The sequence below is a fragment of the Oxalobacter vibrioformis genome, assembly GCF_027118995.1.
GTDB lineage: Bacteria > Pseudomonadota > Gammaproteobacteria > Burkholderiales > Burkholderiaceae_D > Oxalobacter > Oxalobacter vibrioformis.
Genome location: NZ_CP098242.1, coordinates 1,748,813 through 1,770,000, shown reverse-complemented (window position 1 = coordinate 1,770,000; position 21,188 = coordinate 1,748,813). Strand labels below are relative to the sequence as shown.

Sequence of the window (21,188 nt, the reverse complement as noted above, 5' to 3'; positions counted from 1 at the left end):
AAAGCAGGTCCTTGATTTCTGTTTTGCCCTCTGCCAGCGCCGCTAAGAGCAGGGTGCGGTTCGAGATGCTTTTGGAGCCGGGCAAACGGACAATTCCTTCCGCCTGGAAGGCGGGCAACAGATCAATGTAACGTGGATATTTCATGATGTCCTGTCCTGTTTTTCAGCGGCTTCAATCGTTGTGATCCAGTTGAGCCTGGCCTGTTGTGCATTGGCATAAATATTCTCTACACCTGCCGCATCGTCCGATGCCAGCATGTTACGCAGTTGGCCCAGTTCTGCCAGATAGCTGTCCAGTTCGTGCAACAGCTGTTTTTTATTGGCCATCGAGATATCACGCCACATTTCCGGCGAAGAACCGGCAATACGGGTAAAGTCCCGAAAGCCGCTTGCCGCATACTCAAACATCAGATCCGCATTTGAGTGACGGGCCACCAGGTCAACCAGCGCATAAGACAGCAGGTGGGGCAAATGGCTGACCATGGCAAACACATTGTCGTGATCTTCCGGGGAAAGAAAATGGATGATTGCCTGGCACTGCATCCACATCATCGCCACTTTCTCGATATCTTTCCCGGTATTTTCCGGTAAAGGGGTAATCACCAGTTTTTTGCCGGAAAAAAGGCTGTCGATAGCGGCATCCGGGCCATTCAACTCCCGCCCGGCAATCGGGTGCGCCGGAATAAAATTGCCAACCTTCTCGCCCAGTTCCTGGTATGCTGCAGCCACCACATCCGACTTGGTGCTGCCGACATCGGTAATAATAGTGGTTTCCTGAAGCCAGGGCTTGATCGATGCCAGAATCGTACCGGTCTGGGCAACCGGCGCCGCCAGCAAAATCAGATCTGCTTCACTCACCGCTTTTGTCGCCGATGTCACCGCCTCATCAATCAGGCCCAGTTCCCTGGCACGGCCAAGGGCTTTTTCATTGCGGTCAACGCCGGTTATTTTTCCCGTATAGCCGGATTTTCTGAGCGCAAGGGAAAGCGATCCGCCAATCAGTCCAACACCAAAAAGGAGTATATGGCGAAATACCGTCATGTTACCCTGCCTTGGCGCCTAAGCCAGCACGTCCTTGAGTGCACTGATAACCGCTGCATTTTCTTCGGGCAAGCCGATGGTAATGCGCAGCCATTTCGGCAAGCCATAGCTGCCTACCGGACGGACAATGATGCCTTTTTTCAGCAGGGCAAGATTGACCCGCGCACCGGCTTCATCATCATCGCCAACCCGCACCAGAACAAAATTGCCATACGACGGCACGTATTCCAGCTTCATCTCATCAAAAACCGCTGTCAGCTGATGATAACCATCAGCATTGAGCTTTGCGCTTTTTTCAAGAAACGCCTTGTCTTTTAGTACGGCCATGGCCGCAGCCTGTGCGAGTGAATTCACATTGAATGGCTGCCGGACTCGATTGAGCAGGCCGGTGATTTCCGGCTGGGCAATGCCAAAACCGATTCGCAATCCGGCCAGGCCATACACTTTTGAAAAAGTGCGGGAGATTAACAGGTTGGGATACTTTTTCACCCAGTCTGTTGATTCATACTGCAAATCGGGGTCAAGGTATTCGTTATAAGCCTCATCCAGCACAACGACGACATTTTTAGGAACCTTTTCCAGGAATGCTTCAATAGCAGCCGGAGGGAGAAAAGTGCCCGTGGGATTGTTCGGGTTGGCAATGAATATCAGCCGGGTATCGGGCGTAATCGCTTTTTGCATGGCCGGCAGGTCGTGTCCGAAGTCCCTTGCGGGCACACTGATCCCCTGAGCGCCAACAGCCTGGGTTGCCAGCGGATAAACCGCAAAAGAGTATTGGGCATACATCACTTCCTCACCGGGACGAACAAGCGCATGCGCTGCCAGCTCCAGGATATCGTTACTGCCGTTACCCAGTGTGATCCAGTTTTCCGGCACACCATAACGCGCTGACAATACCGCTTTTAATTCAAACCCGTTGGAATCAGGATAACGCCCGCCGTCATCCATGGCATCCATCATCGCCTTTTTGGCAGACGCCGGCATACCCAGCGGATTTTCATTGGAGGCCAGCTTGATGATGGCTGCCTCTTCAAGGCCAAATTCACGCGCAACTTCTGAAATGGGCTTGCCGGCCTGGTAAGGCGCGATAGCGCGGACATACTCCGGCCCGAATACATTCGACATGATTGTTATGGTTTCCGGTCAATAACGATTATTCAATGGACATGGGATAGGACCCCAGCACCTTGAAATAGGCGGCACGATCCCGAAGCTCTTTTAATGCCGCAGCCATCCGTTCATCCTCTGCATGGCCAATCAGGTCAACAAAGAAATAGTATTCCCAGTTGCCTGAACGCGCCGGGCGCGACTCAAAACGGTTCATGGAAACCCCATGCTTATCAAGCGGCTCAAGGAGACGATATACCGCACCAGGACGGTTCTGGACAGAAAGCGCGAGTGATGTCTGATCCATGAAGCTGGGCTCGGTCTTCTGGTGTCCGATTACCACAAAGCGGGTCCGGTTTTGCGGATCATCCTGGATATGGGCATTGACGACTTCCAGCCCATAGCGCTTGCCGGCCAGGTCACTGGCAATAGCAGCGGTTTCGGTATCCTTGCTGGCAAGCAGCGCCGCCTCGCCATTGGATGAAACGGCATGACGGAGAATGCGCGGATAATTCTGGTTCAGCCATCCCTGGCACTGGGCAAGCGCCTGTGAATGCGCGCAGATAGTGTGGATGCCTTCCATAGTGCCGGAAAGTGTCATCAGGCTGAGGTCAATCGGTATCTCTTTTTCGCCGCTGATGGTCAGCGGTGTCTGCATGAGAAGATCGAGCGTGCGGGTAATGGCGCCTTCGGTTGAATTTTCAATCGGCACGATACCGTAATCAGCAGTACCCGCTTCCGCAGACCGGAAAATCTCATCGATGGAGGCACAGGGGACAATATCAATCGCCCTGCCAAAATATTCATAAGCCGCCTGTTCTGAATAGGTTCCTGACGGCCCCAGGTAAGCCACGCTGATCCGTCTTTCCAATGCGCGGCACGCCGACATGACTTCCCGATAGATGGTCTGAACATCTTCTGTCGCCATCGGGCCTTTATTGCGCTCGGCAAGGCCTCTTAATACCTGTGCTTCCCGCTCAGGCCGGAAAACCGGCAGATCCTTTTCGATCTTAACCTTGCCTACCTCCTGCGCCAGTCTGGCACGCTGGTTTAACAGTTCAAGCAGTTGCACATCAATGGCGTCAATCTGGTCACGTAAGGGTTTGAGTTCGTTTTCCATAATCTGCTGTCGAAAAATAGGTTGAAAATGCGCCCAGTCAAAAGAGGAAGATGCTCTCTCGCATCACATTCCTCTTTGCTGATATGAAGAAATACCAACTATTGTATGACATATATTCAGCGCAACAAAACAGTTATTCGCGGAACAAGACAACAAAAACCTAATGGGCCCGCTCAAATTCACGCATGAAGGCAACGAGTTTTTCCACGCCGGCGGCCGGCATGGCATTGTATAGCGACGCCCGCATCCCGCCCTGTGAACGATGGCCCTGTAACTGCAGCAAGCTGTTTTGTGTTGCCCCGGTCAAAAATGCGTCATTTAAGGTTTCATCCCGCAGGAAAAACGGCACATTCATCCGCGAACGACAGTTTTTTTCCACGTAATTGACAAAAAGGCCGCTGGAATCAATACAGTCATAAAGCAGCGCGGACTTCCTGATCGCCGCCGCCTCCATTGCGGTTACCCCCCCTGCTTTTTAAGCCACTGGAAAACCAGTCCGCATATATATATGGCATAAACCGGCGGGGTATTTGGCATGGAGTGATGTCTGGCCAGATTGCTGAAATCATAAACAGACGGACAAACCGGCAGCACATGCCCCATCAGGTCATCACGGATGATCACCACTGACACACCGGCTATTCCCATGTTTTTCTGGGCGCCGGCAAAAATCAGGCCGTATTTTCCGATATCGACAGGGCGTGACAGGATATGGGAAGACATATCGGCAACCAAAGGAACAGAACCGGTATCGGGATCAAAAAAAAATTCCGTCCCGCTGATGGTTTCATTGCTGCAGATATGCACATAGGCGGCATCGTCTGTCAGTTGCCATGTGTCCGGCGCAGGAATCCGGGTGAAATTTTCCGGTTCGGATGTCGCGGCAACATTTACATGGGTGTATTTGCGAGCCTCTTCGATTGATTTACCGGACCATACCCCGGTATGGACAGCATCGATCGTGGCAATCTGCCCTGTCCGGGCAGCCAGATTCATCGGGATAATGGCATTCAAGGCTGTCGCGCTGGCCTGGATAAACAGAATCCGGTATGACGGCGGCACTGACAACAGATCGCGCAAATCACTTTCCGCCTGCGCAAGAATGGATTCAAAATCGGCACTACGGTGGCTCATTTCCATGACCGAGAGCCCCCGGCCATGCCAGTCAAGCATTTCAGCTGCAGCCTGCTCCAGCACCGCATCCGGTAAGGCGGCAGGCCCTGCTGAAAAGTTGAATGGCCGCTTCATCACGCTTCTGTGTCTGTTGCCTCTTCTGTGCCGGCCGCTGCATTTTCTGCCTCTTCCTCCACATCGACATCTTCCACGTCGGTTTCCATAATGCGCTGAAGACCGCTCAGATTGGCGCCATCTTCAACAGCAATCAGGGTAACGCCCTGTGTGGCACGGCCCATTTCACGGATTTCCGAAACACGTGTCCTGATGAGTACACCGCCTGTGGTGATAAGCATAATTTCATCTTTTTCATCCACCAGCGTCGCAGCAACCACCTTGCCATTCCGCTCACTGGTCTGGATGGCAATCATGCCTTTGGTCCCCCGGCCATGACGGGTATATTCCCCGATCGGTGTGCGTTTGCCGAATCCGTTTTCCGTTGCGGTCAGAACCGACTGGTTTTCATCTTCCGCCACCAGCAGGGCAATCACACGATGATCGTCATCCAGATTCATGCCGCGAACACCACGGGCAGAACGACCCATCGGACGCACATCATTTTCGTCAAAACGCACCGCCTTGCCCGCATCGGAAAAGAGCATCACATCATGCTTGCCGTCTGTAAGCGCCGCACCGATCAGGAAGTCACCCTCATCCAGGCCGACCGCAATAATGCCTGTTTTTCGCGGGTTGCTGAAATCGGTCAGCGGCGTTTTCTTGACGGTTCCCTGGCTGGTCGCCATGAAGATGTAATGGTCTTCCGGGAAATTCCGGTTTTCGCCCGACAGCGGCAGAATCACGGTGATTTTTTCATCATCCTGCAGCGGGAACATATTCACAATCGGCCGGCCTCTCGCATTACGCGAGCCCTGCGGCACTTCCCAGACCTTCAGCCAGTACACCCGCCCCCTGTCGGAAAAACACAGGATAAAGTCATGGGTATTGGCCATGAACATCTGGTCAATCCAGTCATCTTCACGCGTGGCAGCCGCCTGGCGCCCGCGCCCGCCACGTCGTTGCGCACGGTATTCCGAAAGCGGCTGCGACTTGATATAGCCGGTGTTGGACAGTGTCACGACCATATCCTGCGGGGTAATCAGGTCTTCGGTTTCCAGGTCAAACGCATTCTGTTCGATTTCAGAACGGCGCACATCCTTGTTTTCCTGCCCGTACTCGCCAACCACTTCATTGAGTTCGGTTTCAATAATGGACAACACGCGCTCGGGCCTTGCCAGAATATCCAGCAGCTCGGCAATCTGCGTCATGACATCCTTGTATTCATTGAGAATGCGATCCTGCTCCAGACCTGTCAAGCGCTGCAGGCGCATCTGCAGGATTTCCTGCGCCTGTTCTTCTGACAGTTTGTACATGCCATCGGTCTGGATACCAAATCCTTCCGCCAGGTTTTCCGGACGGAAAGCGGCTATCCCGCCTTCATTACCTTCACCGGTTCTGGAAAGCATTTCCCTGACCAGAGAGGAATCCCATGAACGCGACATCAACTCCTGACGGGCAATCGGCGGCGTCGGTGCGGCCCGGATAATCGCAATAAATTCATCAATATTGGCCAATGCAACGGCAAGACCCTCCAGAACATGGCCCCGCTCACGCGCCCGGCGCAATTCATAAACCGTCCTACGCGTCACCACCTCCCGACGATGCGACAGGAAACACTCCAGCATCTGGCGCAGATTCAGCAGTTTGGGCTGACCATCCAGCAGCGCCACCATGTTCATGCCAAAGGTGTCCTGCAACTGGGTTTGTTTATACAGATTGTTCAGTACCACTTCAGGCACTTCATTGCGTCTCAATTCAATGACTACCCGCATGCCGGACTTGTCGGATTCATCGCGAATGTCGGTAATCCCCTCAAGCCGTTTTTCCCGGACATGCTCGGCGATCCGCTCCAGCAGGGATTTCTTGTTGACCTGATAGGGCAATTCATCAATGACAATGGCATAACGCCCCTCTCTGCCCATTTCTTCAAAATGGGTTTTTGCCCGCATGACCACACGGCCGCGGCCTGTGCGATAGCCGTCATGAACACCGGAGAGACCATAAATAATGCCGCCAGTCGGGAAATCCGGTGCGGGCACCAGGGCAATCAGATCATCCACGGTGCATTCCGGATTTTTCAGGAGATGCAGGGCGCCATCCACGACTTCACGGATATTGTGCGGTGGAATATTGGTTGCCATCCCCACAGCAATACCCGATGAGCCATTGACTAAAAGACTGGGAATCCGGGTGGGTAAAACAGAAGGCTCTTCTTCCTTTCCATCATAATTCGGAACGAAATCAACGGTTTCCTTATCGATATCCGCCAGCATTTCACCGGCAATCTTATCCAGTCGACACTCGGTATATCGCATGGCCGCAGCGTTGTCACCATCGATCGAACCGAAGTTGCCCTGTCCATCCACCAGTGTGTAGCGCATGGAAAAATCCTGCGCCAGGCGAACCAGGGTGTCATAAATAGAGGCATCCCCATGCGGGTGATACTTACCCATGACTTCACCGACAACACGTGCACATTTGACGTAAGGCCGGTTCCACACATTGTTCATTTCGTGCATGGCGAAAAGCACACGACGATGCACCGGCTTTAAACCATCCCGGACATCCGGAAGCGCACGACCAACGATAACGCTCATGGCGTAATCAAGGTAGCTCTTGCGCATTTCCTCTTCAAGGGAAATTGAAATGGTTTCTTTTGCGAATTGGAATTGTTCCATGGAAAACTTGCCCCGGCAGAAAAACGGTTTTACTGGGTTTGCGGCCCGATTAACTGATGGCCTGCAAAAGCAGGTATTTTACCATGCGCGATACCCTTCCTTTTCTTATTCGGGCGGGTTTCCCGTTCATCAGAAATGGAAACGGCTTTTCCTCACTTTTATTTATGGGAAAATTTGACCAAAAAACGACAATCTTTCGCTCATCCGTATTGCAAACATAAGTTATTTTGCTATTATCAGGAACGTTCGCTATTTTTGGTTTTTGCTGTTTTTGTGGGCTTTAGGTTGTGAAAATGCAACAAAAATCCCACAATTTCAAAAAAACGAAAATAGTTTGCGCTTATTAAGCTGTTCAAATGCCAACGATATGTCAGAATATGGTAAACGCATGAATTCGAAAGATCGAGGAAATGTGAGTATCAGTTTTTTTTATTATCGTGAAGTAAAAAAATGGATGCGCAGCCTGCTGCGGGTATCTCAACCAAGAGGATAGTTATGAATAAATTACTTAAAGTTCTTTTCGCTGCTTCCGCAGTTGTTGCTGTTTCTGCTTCGGCACAAACCGCACAGGATTTCAAGGCTAATCAGCCATACAGTGCATATCTCCAGGATGCCCGCGGCGTTATTTCGCGTAACGCAACCGGTCTGTGCTGGCATACCGGCTACTGGACACCGGCTGACTCGGTCCCTGGCTGCGATGGCCCGCTGACCAAGCCAGCTACGGCACCTGTAGCTGTTGCACCTGTTCCGACTTCCGAAAAAGTCACCTACGCTGCTGATGCTTTCTTTGATTTCGACAAAGCTGTCGTGAAACCAGAAGGTAAAGCCAAGCTGGACGAAATCGTTTCCAACCTCGCTAACATGGACGTTGAAGTTATCGTTGCTGTTGGTCATACCGACTGGGTTGGTCCTGACGCTTACAACCAGAAGCTTTCCGAGCGTCGTGCTGAAGCTGTCAAGGCTTACCTGGTATCCAAAGGCGTAGACCCGCAAAAAGTTTACACCGAAGGTAAAGGCGAAAAACAGCCTATCGCTGATAACAAGACCAGAGAAGGTCGCGCCAAAAACCGTCGTGTAGAAATCGAAGTGGTTGCCAACCGCGGCACCCAGTCATAATTTCCTGTGACTCAAAAAACCCCCGCCAAAAGCGGGGGTTTTTATTTGTCTTTACGGCGACCAGTGTCAGGAGGAATTAATTTGCCGCCCGCGAAAAGTCGTTTTGGCTCAAAGAACCGGGCGCAACGGAAAATGAGGACGCAGGCGTAGCAGGTCACCATCAAGTTCCCAATTTTTGATGCACCACCGCTATTTGAGGCACAACGACTTTGCCGTAGGCAATTTAATGCGTCCTGACCCGAGATGACAGACGATATAATGTCGCTTTATCTGTTGATCATTATCCTGACACCATGAATGTCGATCAGGCCGAACTGTTGAAATTCAATGCCCTTGCCGGAAAATGGTGGGATACCAATGGTGCCTTCCGCTTCCTGCACGCGTTAAACCCTCTTCGTCTTCAATGGATTGAAAGCCTTTCACCCTTACGGGAAAAACAGGTGCTGGATATCGGCTGCGGGGGCGGTATATTGAGTGAAGCCATGGCAAGGTGCGGCGCCATTGTCACCGGTATTGATATGGCCGGTGAAGCTATCCGTGCCGCAGAGGCACACCGGGCACAGTCCGGCCTTTCCATTGATTACCGTTTGATGTCAGCAGAAACACTTGCCGGGGAAGAACCCGGCAAATATGACATCGTCACCTGCCTGGAAATGCTGGAGCATGTGCCTGATCCGGTCTCGATCATTTCAGCCGCTGCCCGTCTTGTTAAACCCGAAGGCATGGTTTATTTCGCCACCCTCAACCGTAATCTGAAATCATTTATCTATGCAATTGCAGGCGCCGAATATATCCTGGGGCTTCTGCCCAAAGGCACTCACCAGCATGCGCGTTTCCTTACCCCGGCAGAACTGTCCCGGCATGTGCGAAATACCGGTATGGAGGTAACCGCAATAACCGGGATCAGCAGCAACCTGACGGCAAGCCATTTTTACCTCTCCCGGGATGTGAGCATTAACTATATGATGGCGTGTCAGCGCCTCTTGTAAAAATCCAATGACAGAAACCATGAAAGCACACCACGAACTTACCCTGCCCAAGGCCGTATTATTTGATCTGGATGGCACGCTGATTGATTCAGCCCCGGATCTGGCAGCGGCCATCAACCGGGTCAAGGCTGATTGCGGCCTGCCACCCACCCCTTATGATCAGTTACGCCGGGTTGCCTCCGCCGGCGCGCCAGGACTCATCCGGACAGCCTTTGGCATTGAAAAAACCCATGCGGATTACCCCGCGCTGGCCAACGCCTTCATTGCCTACTACACCAGTGCCATTGCGGTCAAAAGTACCCTTTTTGATGGTATCCCGGAACTCCTGGATCTGCTGCGGGCAAAACATATTCACTGGGGCGTTGTCACGAATAAAAGACATCAACTTACGGTTCCCCTGCTCAAGGAGATCGGCCTTGACGATGCCGCCTGTATCATTTCCGGCGATACCACAGCACATGCCAAACCGCATCCTGAACCGGTACTGGAAGCGGCAAGGCAGGCTGGCGTCAAACCACAGGAGTGCTGGTTTATCGGTGATGATCTTCGTGACGTCCAGTCCGGCTATGCGGCAGGCTCAGTGACCATTGCCGTCAACTGGGGATATGGCACCGATACCATCTCATGGAATGCTGATCTGGTAGTGGATACCCCCTGGGATGTCTCCGCACTGATCAGGTAAAAGGCCTTCATCCACAAAAAAGACCGGGGTGATGCCGGTCTTTTTTGTGCCTCTCCGGGTAATGTTTATTTCAGGCCAGCTGCGGCACGCAATGCAGCAGCCTTGTCCGTGCGCTCCCAGGTAAATTCCGGCTCTTCACGGCCGAAATGACCATAGGCAGCGGTTTTGCTGTAACGCGGCTTCAAGAGATCCAGCATCTGAACAATGCCTTTGGGACGCAGATCAAAATGATCGTGCACCAGCGCGGCAATCTTCTCGTCCGGAATCACGCCTGTGCCTTCCGTATAAATCGTGATATTGATCGGTTTGGCCACACCAATCGCATAACTCAGCTGGATCTGGCACTCGCTGGCCAATCCAGCGGCCACGATATTTTTGGCCACATAACGGGCTGCATACGCTGCCGACCGGTCAACCTTGGTCGGGTCTTTTCCGGAGAAGGCGCCACCACCATGCGGGCAGGAACCACCGTAGGTATCCACGATAATTTTACGTCCGGTCAGGCCGCAATCCCCCATCGGGCCGCCAATCACAAAACGGCCTGTCGGGTTAACCAGGTAACGGGTATCTTTCAGCCATTCAGCGGGCAACACTTTCTTGATGATTTCCTCGATTACCGCTTCTTCAATCTGTTTATGTTCCATCTCAGGTGCATGCTGGGTGGAAAGTACAATGGTTTCCGCACTGACAGGCTTGCCATTCAGATAACGCAACGTTACCTGGGATTTGGCGTCAGGTCGCAACCAGGGCAAACGGCCATCTTTTCTCAGCTGGGACTGACGCTCAACAAGACGATGCGCATAATGAATGGCTGCCGGCATGAGCTCGGGCGTTTCGTTACAGGCATAGCCAAACATCAGGCCCTGATCACCCGCCCCCTGGTCCAGATCGATACCGCTTCCTTCATTCACACCCTGTGCAATATCCGGCGATTGCCGGTCATATGCCACCAAAACAGCGCAGCCCCGGTGATCAATACCATAATCATTATTATCGTAACCGATACGCTTGATGGTTTCCCGGGCAACATTGATATAGTCAACATTGGCATCGGTGGTGATTTCACCCGCAAGGATAACAAGCCCCGTATTGCAAAGTGTTTCGGCTGCCACACGGGCATTCGGGTCCTGGGCAAGGATGGCATCTAGAATATCGTCCGATATCTGGTCGGCGACTTTGTCCGGATGGCCTTCTGAAACGGATTCAGAAGTAAAAAGATAGTCATTTGACATACTGACAGACTCCATGATTGGTCAATTCAACATGTCGCAGCCAAAAAGTCTGCGACGCTTTAGCGATATTTTTATACCGCCTCGCAAGTTGTCTATTAACTCGGCGGAAATTCCAGTTAAGTATTTTACGCCTGAATCGGGCTTCGTGCAGTGTTTTGCAAAAAATATTTCCCGGGGGAAATTTTCATAAAAAAGCAATGACATGGCTCGTCTTTTATTGATCCGATGCGAATCGGTAAAACTGCTAGAATCTTGTCTGGCCGTTAATTTGTTTCTTTTATATGCTGATGCCGCGCTTATTCTGTTTTTCTCCCCTCTCAGCCCCTGTAGGCGCTCTGTCACTTTGCCTGTCAGGAATGAGCGCATGAGGCTGGTCGTCTTTTTTCTCTGGCTGATTCACTGGCTGCCGCTTCCCATCCTGGGCCGGATCGGAAAAGCGCTGGGCATGGCAACTTACTGTCTGCTGCGAAACCGTCGCGAAATCACCCTGACTAACCTGCGCCTGTGCTTTCCGGACATGGATGAAAAAGCACGCATCCGGCTGGCAAAAGAACACTTCCAGTGTTATGGCCGCAGTGTTGTGGAGCGCGGCATTCTCTGGTGGTCCTCACGGAAAAGAATCGAACGGCTGATTGAACTTGTTCCGGCTTTCCCGATAGAAGAAGTCCGGAAAGGGCCAGTCGTTTTTCTCTGCCCGCATTTTGTCTGCCTTGAAGTGCCTGGTGTTGTCGTCACCTTCAATACCATCGGCAGCTCGATTTATATGCCGCAGAAAAACAAGATCTTTGACAAGCTGTTAAGAGAAGGCCGTATGCGATTTAACAAGGATGTCCTGCTCTTTACCCGCAAACAGGGCGTCAAACCCATTATCCGCTCGCTGCGGCAGAATATTCCTTTTTATATGTTGCCGGACCTGGATTTTGGCATGCAGGATGCCGCATTTGTTCCTTTTTTCGGTCAAACCGCCGCGACGCTGACGGCACCCGCGCGTATCGCCGCCACAACCGGTGCCAAGGTGATTCCTGCCATTGCGTCTTTCCGCCCCAATTACCAGGGATGGCGCGTGGAATTCTGGCCGCCCCTGCCGGACTTTCCGGGAGATGACATGGTTGACGCCACCCGCCGCGTCAATGAATTTATTGAACAGCGTATACTGGAACACCCGGCGGAATATTTGTGGACACACCGCCGTTTCAAGACACGGCCGCCCGGCATGCCGGATGTCTATCGCAACAACAGTGAAGAAACATGAAGCTGCGGTTTACCAAAATGCATGGCGCCGGCAATGACTTTGTTGTCATTAATGGCATCGACCAGAAAATCCGCTTCACGCCGGAGCAATGGCGTTTTCTTGCTGATCGCCGCTTTGGCATTGGGGCAGACCAGATACTGCTTGTCGAAAAAACCACAAAAAAAAGCGCGGATTTCCGCTACCGTATCTTCAACGCCGATGGCGGTGAAGTCGAACAATGCGGTAACGGCGCGCGTGCTTTTGTCCGGTTTGTCACAGATCAGGGCATGACAGACAAACATCGGATAAAAGTAGAAACGATGGCCGGTATTATTGAACTGCAACTGGAAAAAAACGGTAATGTCACGGTTAATATGGGGCCGCCGGTATTTGAGCCGGAAAACGTGCCTTTTGACACCACCGGCCTGAGAGGTCATGCAGAACAACGTGCCATGCTTTGGCCGCTTTATTTCGAAAATGACGGTCAGAAAGGAAAAAACCTGATGCTTTCCGTTCTGTCCATGGGCAACCCGCATGCAGTCCTGCTTGTGGACAGTACAGAAAAAGCGCCCGTGGCGCAGGAAGGCCCGGTTATTGAATCCCATCGGCGCTTCCCCAACCGGGTCAATGCCGGGTTTATGGAAATTGTGGACCGCAACCGGATCAAATTGCGGGTCTACGAGCGGGGAGCAGGAGAAACCCTGGCATGCGGCACGGGCGCCTGTGCCGCTGTGGTGTCCGGCATCTGCCGTGGACTTCTGGATTCCCCTGTCAATGTCATGATGGCAGGCGGTGAACTGCTGATTGCCTGGGAAGGAGAAGGCAACCCCGTCATGATGACCGGCCCCGCTGTCAGGGTTTTCGATGGTGAGATCAATATGTAACTGTAACCAGGGGGGAAGATGAAAATCAATCACAGGGATTTTCGGGTGCGAAAAAAAACACATCTCAATCTGGAAAAATATCCCACGCTTGTTTCCCCCTTCTATGAAACCAAAGCGGATTATCAATCCATCCTGGAAAGCGATACAGCGGAACTCAGCCACCAGCAAAGCCTGCTGTATGCGTCAGGCCGGTATGCCATCCTCATTTTATTTCAGGCCATGGATGCGGGCGGCAAGGATGGCATGATCCGGCACGTGATGTCCGGTGTTAATCCCCAGGGCTGCAGGGTTGCCAGTTTCAAAGGTCCCAGTGACGAGGAAAATCGCCACGATTTTCTCTGGCGTATCAACCGGCAGCTTCCCGAACGGGGCCAGATCGGCATATTCAACCGGTCTTACTATGAAGATGTCCTGATCACCCGCGTTCACCCGGAGATCCTGAAAGACCAGAACCTTCCTTCTCCCTGGGACAAGGGACATGCGTTGTGGAAAGGGCGTTACCGCTCTATTCGTGACATGGAGGCCCATCTGCACCGTAACGGTACCCGTATTCTTAAATTTTTCCTTCATATTTCAGAAAACGAACAGAAAAAGCGCCTGCTCGAGCGGATCGATACGCCGGACAAAAACTGGAAATTCAGTATGAATGACCTGCATGAAAGACAGTACTGGGACAATTATATGAAGGCCTATGAAAATGCGATTGCCGAAACCGCCTCCAAAGAGGCACCCTGGTATATTATTCCGGCTGATGACAAGGAAAATGCCTGCATCATCGTCTCCGACATTATTCTGAAAACCATGAAGAAGCTGAAACTGTCCTGGCCCCAGCCGGACAGGGAACACCAGGAAATGCTCATGACTATCCGCGAAAAACTGCAGCTCATGCCATGAAACGCTTTTTTCAAAAAATGCGCGGCAGCCGGCGCACGCATGTCAGAAAACCGCTTGCAGAAATATTCTGGTCATGGCTGGGCGGTTTTCTCGGTATTTTCGCCGTATGGCAGATCAACCGCTATCTGGGCATACAGGAAAATGCCAATCTTTTTCTGGTCGGATCTTTCGGGGCATCCGCCGTTCTGATTTATGGCGCACCGATGTCAGATTTTTCCCAGCCGCGCAACCTGGTTGGCGGACACGTCATTTCCGCGCTGGCCGGCGTGCTTGTTCATCTCATGCTCCCAGACCAGATTGCACTGGCTGGCGCCCTGTCGGTTTCCATTGCCATCGCAGCCATGTTGCTGACACATACCACCCACCCTCCGGGCGGGGCTACCGCCCTGATTGCAGTGACAGGGGGAGACTCCATTTTCAACCTGGGTTTCAAGTATATTCTGACACCTGTCCTGACTGGCGTTCTGATCATGCTTTTCATCGCCCTGATCGTCAACAATCTCTCCGCAAACACAGACCGTCATTACCCCAAATTCTGGTTCTGACGCGGCCGCTTTTCATTCAGATCAACAGGCATCCTGTAATTTTTGGGTAGGGTAGGCTAGGCCCAGTTCTCATTAAATTGTCGTCCCGCAAAACCGCAGCAAACCTGAAAAATGAGGCGTGCTCTGCAGGATTTTTCAAGTCATGTTTTAATGTGATGTCAAATACATCATAAATGCGAATCATTTCCATTGGTCGGACACATTAACCTGTCACCTACAATAATAAGGAGCTTATCCATGTCATCTCTCATTAATTCTGAAATCAAGCCTTTCAAGGCACAGGCATACCACAATGGTAAATTTATCCGGGTAACGGATGCCGACCTGAAAGGAAAATGGTCAGTGGTTTTCTTCTATCCGGCTGACTTTACCTTTGTCTGCCCGACAGAGCTGGGCGACCTGGCAGATCATTATGAACAATTCCAGAAAATGGGGGTCGAAATCTATTCCGTATCCACTGACACCCATTTCACCCACAAAGCCTGGCACGATACATCAGATACCATCAAGAAAATCCAGTATCCGATGGTAGGCGATCCAACCGGCACCATCACCCGCAACTTTGATGTGATGGTGGAAGCGGATGGCCTGGCGTTGCGCGGGACCTTCGTTGTCAACCCCGAAGGCATCATCAAGATCATGGAAGTACAGGATGGCAGCGTAGGCCGTTCTGCAACCGAGCTGATCCGTAAAATCCAGGCAGCGCAGTATGTGGCCAATCACAAAGGTGAAGTCTGCCCGGCCTCCTGGAAACCCGGTGATGAGACACTGGCGCCATCCCTTGATCTGGTGGGCAAAATCTGACATGTGCAAACCATTCCGTTTTCGGCAAAACTGCAGCCGGAAACGGAATAATCCGCCCAAATCCGGTAAACTTGAAAAAAGACAACCCTGCCCATGCCCCTATCGCAAAACGGATTCCCCATGTTAGACAAACATTTAAAAGATCAGTTAAAAACCTACCTGGAAAAACTGGCCCAGCCTATTGAAATCACCATTTCAACCGACGACAGTGCCAAATCGCGGGAAATGCTTCAATTACTGCATGAGATCAGAGACCTGTCTCCTCATGTCCGGGTGATTGAAAAGAAGGATGATCCGGGGCGAAAACCGGCTTTTACCATGACCCGTCCTGGAGAAAATACGGGTATTTCCTTTGCCAGTATCCCGATGGGGCACGAATTCACCTCCTTTGTCCTCGCCCTGCTGCAAACGGGCGGGCACCCGCCCAAGGCCGATCCGGAAGTGATTGAACAGATCAAAAATCTGGAAGGAGAGTTTCATTTTGAAACTTTTGTCTCGCTGACCTGCCAGAACTGTCCTGAAGTCGTTCAGGCCTTAAACCTGATGGCGGTTTTAAACCCCAACATCTCTCACGTCATGATTGATGGCGCGCTTTTCCCGGACGAGGCGGCCGAGCGCCATATCATGGGGGTTCCCACGGTTTTCTTAAATGGTCGCCAACTCTCGACCGGCCGCATGACAGTGAAAGAAATCCTGGCGCTTATCGATACCGCCAGTACGGAACGCGAAGTACAGAAAATTTCAGCCAAGGCGCCTTTTGATGTTGTCGTTATCGGTGGCGGCCCCGCCGCTTCAGCAGCGGCTGTCTACGCGGCCAGAAAAGGCATCCGGACAGGACTTGTCACGGAAAATTTCGGCGGGCAGATGCTCAATACCACAACCATCGAAAACCTCATTGCCCTCAAGCAAACGGAAGGCGTCAAATTTTCCGCGGCACTGGAAGAAAATGTTATCGCCCATGGCGTTGATATCATGATCCCGCAAACAGCGACAAAACTGATCCCGGGCAAACTCATTGAAATCCGGATGGAAAGCGGTGCCACCATTAAAAGTAAAACCGTCATTCTGGCGCCCGGCGCACGCTTTCGCCAACTGGGCATTGAAGGCGAAAGCCAGTATATCGGACGCGGTGTTGCATTCTGTGCACACTGTGACGGCCCGCTGTACAAGAATAAACAGGTCGCCGTGATTGGTGGCGGCAACGCAGCAGTAGAAGCGGCAATTGATCTTGCCGGCATCACAGAACATGTCACACTGCTGGCCAGGAACAACAGGATGGAAGCGGATATCGTGTTGCAGGAAAAGCTCAAAAAACTGCCCAATGTCACCATCAAGACAGACGCCCTGGTATTTGAAGTCACTGGTGAACATAGCCGGGTCAATGGCCTGATGTACCGTGATCTGACAACCGATATGACACATAACCTCAAGCTGGAGGGTATCTTTGTCCAGATAGGCCAGCAGCCGGCAACAAAATGGTTGAGTGGTATTGTTGATCTCAATGCGCATGGAGAAATCATCGTGGATGATCATGCCCGCACCTCCGTTCCCGGGGTGTTTGCTGCCGGCGATGCGACCACCGTCCCTTTCAAGCAGATCATTATTGCCATGGGTAACGGCGCCACTGCCGCGCTCAGTGCCTTTGATTATTTGCTCAGAAACTGATAAAACTGTGCGAAACTGTTGCTGATCATACCTTTCCAGATAGCCGGAGCAGAATATGGAACGTGATATCGCAGCAGCCGCACAGCTTATCAAACAGGCAGATGGTTTACTCATCGGCGCAGGAGCCGGTATGGGTGTTGACTCCGGTCTGCCTGATTTCCGGGGAAACGAAGGATTCTGGAAAGCCTATCCCCCGCTGGCCAGGGCGCGCATCGAGTTTGTCGAAATAGCCAACCCGGCATCCTTTTCGGATAACCCTCCACTGGCCTGGGGATTTTATGGCCACCGCCTGCAGCTGTACCGGGATACCATACCGCATGCGGGTTTCCATATTCTCCAGGCATTCGCTGCTGCGATGGAACATGGCCCTTTTGTCTTTACCAGCAACGTTGACGGCCAGTTCCAGAAATCCGGCTTTTTGACTGAGCAGGTTGCTGAATGCCACGGCTCGATTCATCATCTTCAGTGCACCCGTCCCTGTTCTCGCGCCATCTGGCCAGCTGAAAAACTGGCCGTGGAAGTGGATATGGATGTCTGCCATTGGCAGCCGGATTTGCCAACCTGTATTGAATGTGGTGCACTGGCCCGCCCGAATGTCCTGCTGTTTAATGACTGGGGCTGGATATCCGACCAGACCGATCTGCAGATGGAACGGCTGAATAAATGGTACCGGAAGGTGAAAAATCCGGTCGTCATTGAGCTGGGAGCCGGGCTTGCCGTCCCGACCGTCCGGCGTGTCTGTGAATCAACCCCTGCCCCGCTCATCCGCATCAACCTGACTGAGCCGCAAATGGACAGTGGCAGGCAAAATGCCATCAGTCTCAACATGCGCGGGCTGGAAGCGTTAAAACAGATCCATACCATATGGCAGACGCTGTGACATGACATCCGCACCACACACGCTTTCAGTTGAAGATCTCTGGCATGATGTGACCGCTGTACGGGAAAACCGTCCGCTGGTTCACAATATCACCAACTACGTCGTTGCGCCTTATAACGCCAATGCCCTTTTGGCACTGGGCGCCTCTCCTGTCATGGCACATGCCCATGAAGAGGCCGGGGAAATGGCACAGCTTGCCAGCGCCCTGGTCCTCAATATCGGCACGCTTGATCCTTACTGGGTCACTGCCATGAAACACGCCATGGCAGCCGCAAACGAAGCAGGCAAACCCGTTGTCCTTGATCCGGTTGGTGCGGGAGCAACCGCTTACCGTACGGAAACGGTTCATGAACTGATCCGCCTGGGTCCGCCTGCCATCATCCGTGGCAACGCGTCGGAAATCCTGAGTCTTGCGGGATACACTGCGCCGACCAAAGGCGTGGACAGTGCCGCCACATCAGGCACAGCCGTGACGGCCGCCCGCATGCTGGCAGAGAGAATCAACGGTACTGTCTGCATTTCCGGTGCGGATGATCATGTTGTGGACAGCGTGGGCCGCTGGCTCAGCCTGTCAAACGGACATGAATGGATGACACGGATCACTGGAACAGGTTGCTCGGCATCGGCCATGGTGGGCGCTTTTGCCGCGATTCAGCCCGACAGGTGGCGTGCAACAGCTGCTGCCATGGCCTATCTGGGTGTCGCCGGTGAAATCGCTGCCGAAGAAGCCATCAAGGCTGGCTGCGGTGTGGGATCGCTCCAGATGCGGCTTTTAGACAGGCTGCAGTTGCTGTCCCGCCAGGACTTCATCAGCCGCCTGAAAATCACGCATCACAGCTGAAAAATCCCGCTTCAAAAAGAAATAGCAAGGAAAACACCTTCTGTTTTTCTCTTTGCCGCCATCAAGTTCCCGCAAATGCTGCCGTTAAGTTACACATGAGCAAACTTGATTATCTGGTGGTGTAATGGGTTCACTTGAAATAATTAACGTGTACGAGCGCCTTGCGGGACTGACCGCACAAATGGCGGAAGCTGCACTTGCCAGAAACTGGGGTGATTTTGAAACACTCGAAAATCAGTGTGCAAAACAGGTGGAATATGTCAAAACGCTGAAGAAAACACCGCTGACCGGTGAACCGCTTCGCCGTAAAATCCGCTTGTTGAAAGAAATCATGGCACATGACCGGAATATCCGGGAAATGACCGAGCCATGGCAACAGCAGCTTCCTTCTGTCATGCGACATTAAACTTTTCCGGCAGCTTTTCAGCTGCCGGAATCATTTTGGCTTCCTTACCTTACACAGTGGCCAGTGCCTGATCCAGATCGGCTATCAGGTCATCGATATGCTCCAGCCCGATGGAAAGGCGCAGCATATCCTCGGAAACCCCCGCTTTTTCCAATTCTTCCGGGCTTAACTGGCGATGAGTCGTTGAGGCGGAGTGGGTAATCAGCGAACGGGAATCCCCGATATTGACCAGGCGCGTGAAGAGATTTACCGCATCCAGCACGCGCGCCCCTGCATCACGCGGACTGATCCCTGCGGATGGCTTGACGCCAAATGAGAGGATACTTGGCGCTTTGCCATTCATGTATTTCTGAAGCAGCGCATGATCCGGATGATCCGGCAATGCCGCACAATTGACCCATGCCACTTTCGGATGATCTTTCAGATAGCGGGCAACCGCCAGCGCATTATCGCAGGCGCGTTCCATGCGCAGATGCAGGGTTTCAATACCCTGGAGAATCAGGAAAGCATTCATCGGGGAAAGCGCTGCCCCCATATTACGCAACGGTACCACGCGCGCCCGGGTAATATAGGCCGCATCCCCCATCTCTTTCGTGTAGACCACACCGTGGTATGACACATCCGGCTCATTCAAGCGATTGAAACGCTCACTTTCAGCCCAGGGAAATTTTCCGCTGTCGACCACTGCGCCGCCCAGGCTGTTGGCATGTCCACCAAGCGACTTGGTCAGTGCATGCACCACAATATCCGCCCCCCATTCAAAAGGACGGCACAGATAAGGTGTCGGTACGGTATTGTCCACGATCAGCGGAATGCCATGCGCATGGGCAATTTCTGCCAGCCGTTCAATATCGGTCACATTACCGAATGGATTGCCCACGGATTCACAGAAAATCGCCTTGGTTCTTGAATCAATCAGCGGGATAAAACTTTCCGGATCACGTGAATTGGCAAAACGGACATCAATGCCGTATTGCGGCAGGGTATGCGCAAAAAGATTATACGAGCCGCCATACAGCGTGCTGGCTGTGACGATATTGTCACCCATCTCTGAAATCGTCTGGATGGCACAGGTAATGGCCGCCATGCCGGATGCCATTGCCAGAGCGCCAATACCGCCTTCCAGTGCCGCTACCCGTTTTTCCAGCACATCGTTCGTGGGATTCATTATCCGGGTATAGATATTGCCCGGCACCTTGAGATCAAAGAGATCCGCGCCGTGCTGGGCGCTGTCAAAGGCATAGGCCACTGTCTGGTAAATCGGGACGGCGACGGATTTGGTCACAGGATCGGGCGAATAGCCCGCATGAATGGCAAGGGTGTCGATTTTCATGGCTTCTCAATAAGATCAGAACAAAGAAACCAGTTTACATGGATTTTTTCACCGGATGCCCTTTTCGGGAAAAACCCCTTAAAATTTAATGTCCATCTGCCAAAACCGAACGCCATGCAGGAAACCCATTGCCCACTCTGTCACCACGAACTCGACATCCGGGATGTCACGCCCTGCGATGTATGCGGCGCCAACCCGGAAGAACTGTCCCATCTTGCCGCCGGGCGGCACACTTATTCAGAATATGAAATCTTTCCGGAACTGACGCTGGTCCTCTGTGATTTCTGTGACGTGGATTTCGGCTCATATGACCCGGTCTGGTTTCGCTTGCCGAAACAGGCAAAATCGGATACGAGCACATGCATAAACGTTCGGTTGTTTCCCGTCCGACGCCGGGCAAAGACAAATTCTGTCCCATGTGCCAGCATCGGCTGGCTTTCCTCCGCTTTATCCGTGCATCACGCAATCGGCATGAATCGGAAAATCCATAATACCCCCCTCTGGCATAAC

20 protein-coding genes and 1 pseudogene (1 of these 21 cut by a window edge) are annotated in these 21,188 nt (G+C 52.4%); 13 read left to right on the top strand and 8 right to left on the bottom strand.

Annotated features, from left to right (window positions below; translation table 11 throughout):
- From aroA to gyrA, 6 genes and pseudogenes are all read right to left on the bottom strand, one after another.
- Positions 1 to 145: the 5' portion of a 3-phosphoshikimate 1-carboxyvinyltransferase gene (aroA, locus tag NB640_RS08815; RefSeq protein WP_269308354.1), read on the bottom strand. Its footprint begins 1,178 nt before the window's first position; 145 of the gene's 1,323 nt are visible here — the first part of the coding sequence; it begins with the start codon at positions 143 to 145; its stop codon lies off the left edge, out of view.
- Positions 142 to 1,041: a prephenate dehydrogenase gene (locus NB640_RS08810; protein WP_269308353.1), complete on the bottom strand. Its 900-nt coding sequence runs from the start codon at positions 1,039 to 1,041 to the stop codon at positions 142 to 144. The genes aroA and NB640_RS08810 overlap by 4 nt, the downstream gene beginning before the upstream one ends.
- A gap of 18 nt (positions 1,042 to 1,059) precedes the next feature.
- Positions 1,060 to 2,166 carry a histidinol-phosphate transaminase gene (hisC, locus tag NB640_RS08805; RefSeq protein WP_269308352.1) on the bottom strand — a complete coding sequence of 369 codons (1,107 nt, stop codon included), beginning with the start codon at positions 2,164 to 2,166 and terminating at the stop codon, positions 1,060 to 1,062.
- A 28-nt stretch (positions 2,167 to 2,194) separates the two neighbouring features.
- Positions 2,195 to 3,268, bottom strand: a complete 1,074-nt coding sequence (pheA, locus tag NB640_RS08800) for a prephenate dehydratase (protein WP_269308351.1) — start codon at positions 3,266 to 3,268, stop codon at positions 2,195 to 2,197.
- A gap of 160 nt (positions 3,269 to 3,428) precedes the next feature.
- Positions 3,429 to 4,516 (bottom strand): annotated as a pseudogene (gene serC, locus NB640_RS08795) (3-phosphoserine/phosphohydroxythreonine transaminase).
- A complete protein-coding gene (gyrA, locus tag NB640_RS08790; RefSeq protein ID WP_269308350.1) occupies positions 4,516 to 7,176 on the bottom strand; it encodes a DNA gyrase subunit A in 2,661 nt (886 codons plus the stop codon). The pseudogene serC and the gene gyrA overlap by 1 nt, the downstream one beginning before the upstream one ends.
- A 495-nt stretch (positions 7,177 to 7,671) precedes the next feature.
- Between gyrA and ompA the strand changes: the two genes are divergently transcribed.
- From ompA to NB640_RS08775, 3 genes are all read left to right on the top strand, one after another.
- Positions 7,672 to 8,292 (top strand): outer membrane protein OmpA, encoded by a 621-nt coding sequence (ompA, locus tag NB640_RS08785; protein ID WP_269308349.1) that lies wholly within the window; start codon positions 7,672 to 7,674, stop codon positions 8,290 to 8,292.
- A 293-nt stretch (positions 8,293 to 8,585) separates the two neighbouring features.
- Complete coding sequence (ubiG, locus tag NB640_RS08780) at positions 8,586 to 9,281, top strand: bifunctional 2-polyprenyl-6-hydroxyphenol methylase/3-demethylubiquinol 3-O-methyltransferase UbiG (RefSeq protein ID WP_269308348.1); 696 nt, start codon at positions 8,586 to 8,588, stop codon at positions 9,279 to 9,281.
- A gap of 19 nt (positions 9,282 to 9,300) precedes the next feature.
- Positions 9,301 to 9,963 carry an HAD family hydrolase gene (locus NB640_RS08775; RefSeq protein ID WP_269308347.1) on the top strand — a complete coding sequence of 221 codons (663 nt, stop codon included), beginning with the start codon at positions 9,301 to 9,303 and terminating at the stop codon, positions 9,961 to 9,963.
- A 65-nt stretch (positions 9,964 to 10,028) separates the two neighbouring features.
- Here NB640_RS08775 and metK read toward each other — a convergent pair whose 3' ends face one another.
- Positions 10,029 to 11,195: a methionine adenosyltransferase gene (gene metK, locus NB640_RS08770; protein ID WP_269308346.1), complete on the bottom strand. Its 1,167-nt coding sequence runs from the start codon at positions 11,193 to 11,195 to the stop codon at positions 10,029 to 10,031.
- Positions 11,196 to 11,559: 364 nt separating this feature from the next.
- Between metK and NB640_RS08765 the strand changes: the two genes are divergently transcribed.
- From NB640_RS08765 to NB640_RS08725, 9 genes are all read left to right on the top strand, one after another.
- Positions 11,560 to 12,447: a lysophospholipid acyltransferase family protein gene (locus NB640_RS08765; RefSeq protein ID WP_269308345.1), complete on the top strand. Its 888-nt coding sequence runs from the start codon at positions 11,560 to 11,562 to the stop codon at positions 12,445 to 12,447.
- On the top strand, positions 12,444 to 13,310 hold the full coding sequence (gene dapF, locus NB640_RS08760) for a diaminopimelate epimerase (RefSeq protein ID WP_269308344.1): 867 nt from the start codon (positions 12,444 to 12,446) through the stop codon (positions 13,308 to 13,310). The genes NB640_RS08765 and dapF overlap by 4 nt, the downstream gene beginning before the upstream one ends.
- An 18-nt stretch (positions 13,311 to 13,328) precedes the next feature.
- A complete protein-coding gene (locus NB640_RS08755; protein ID WP_269308343.1) occupies positions 13,329 to 14,204 on the top strand; it encodes an ADP-polyphosphate phosphotransferase in 876 nt (291 codons plus the stop codon).
- Positions 14,201 to 14,749, top strand: coding sequence for an HPP family protein (locus NB640_RS08750; protein ID WP_269308342.1), 549 nt, complete (start codon positions 14,201 to 14,203; stop codon positions 14,747 to 14,749). The genes NB640_RS08755 and NB640_RS08750 overlap by 4 nt, the downstream gene beginning before the upstream one ends.
- Before the next feature lie 237 nt (positions 14,750 to 14,986).
- Positions 14,987 to 15,553: an alkyl hydroperoxide reductase subunit C gene (gene ahpC / locus NB640_RS08745; protein WP_269308341.1), complete on the top strand. Its 567-nt coding sequence runs from the start codon at positions 14,987 to 14,989 to the stop codon at positions 15,551 to 15,553.
- A 120-nt stretch (positions 15,554 to 15,673) separates the two neighbouring features.
- On the top strand, positions 15,674 to 17,218 hold the full coding sequence (ahpF, locus tag NB640_RS08740; protein WP_269308340.1) for an alkyl hydroperoxide reductase subunit F: 1,545 nt from the start codon (positions 15,674 to 15,676) through the stop codon (positions 17,216 to 17,218).
- A gap of 55 nt (positions 17,219 to 17,273) precedes the next feature.
- Positions 17,274 to 18,098: an SIR2 family NAD-dependent protein deacylase gene (locus NB640_RS08735; RefSeq protein ID WP_269308339.1), complete on the top strand. Its 825-nt coding sequence runs from the start codon at positions 17,274 to 17,276 to the stop codon at positions 18,096 to 18,098.
- Between the two features lies 1 nt (position 18,099).
- Positions 18,100 to 18,939, top strand: a complete 840-nt coding sequence (gene thiM, locus NB640_RS08730; protein ID WP_269308338.1) for a hydroxyethylthiazole kinase — start codon at positions 18,100 to 18,102, stop codon at positions 18,937 to 18,939.
- 124 nt (positions 18,940 to 19,063) lie between these two features.
- Positions 19,064 to 19,345, top strand: coding sequence for a flagellar protein FliT (locus NB640_RS08725; RefSeq protein ID WP_269308337.1), 282 nt, complete (start codon positions 19,064 to 19,066; stop codon positions 19,343 to 19,345).
- A gap of 49 nt (positions 19,346 to 19,394) precedes the next feature.
- Here the strand turns inward: NB640_RS08725 and NB640_RS08720 are convergent, their stop codons facing one another.
- The gene (locus NB640_RS08720) at positions 19,395 to 20,678 is read right to left on the bottom strand and encodes an O-acetylhomoserine aminocarboxypropyltransferase/cysteine synthase family protein (protein WP_269308336.1); all 1,284 of its coding nucleotides are present in this window, start codon (positions 20,676 to 20,678) and stop codon (positions 19,395 to 19,397) included.
- Positions 20,679 to 21,037: 359 nt separating this feature from the next.
- On the opposite strand from NB640_RS08720, the gene NB640_RS08715 reads away from it, so the two are divergent.
- Positions 21,038 to 21,169 (top strand): hypothetical protein, encoded by a 132-nt coding sequence (locus tag NB640_RS08715; RefSeq protein ID WP_269308335.1) that lies wholly within the window; start codon positions 21,038 to 21,040, stop codon positions 21,167 to 21,169.
- Positions 21,170 to 21,188 lie beyond the last annotated feature (19 nt).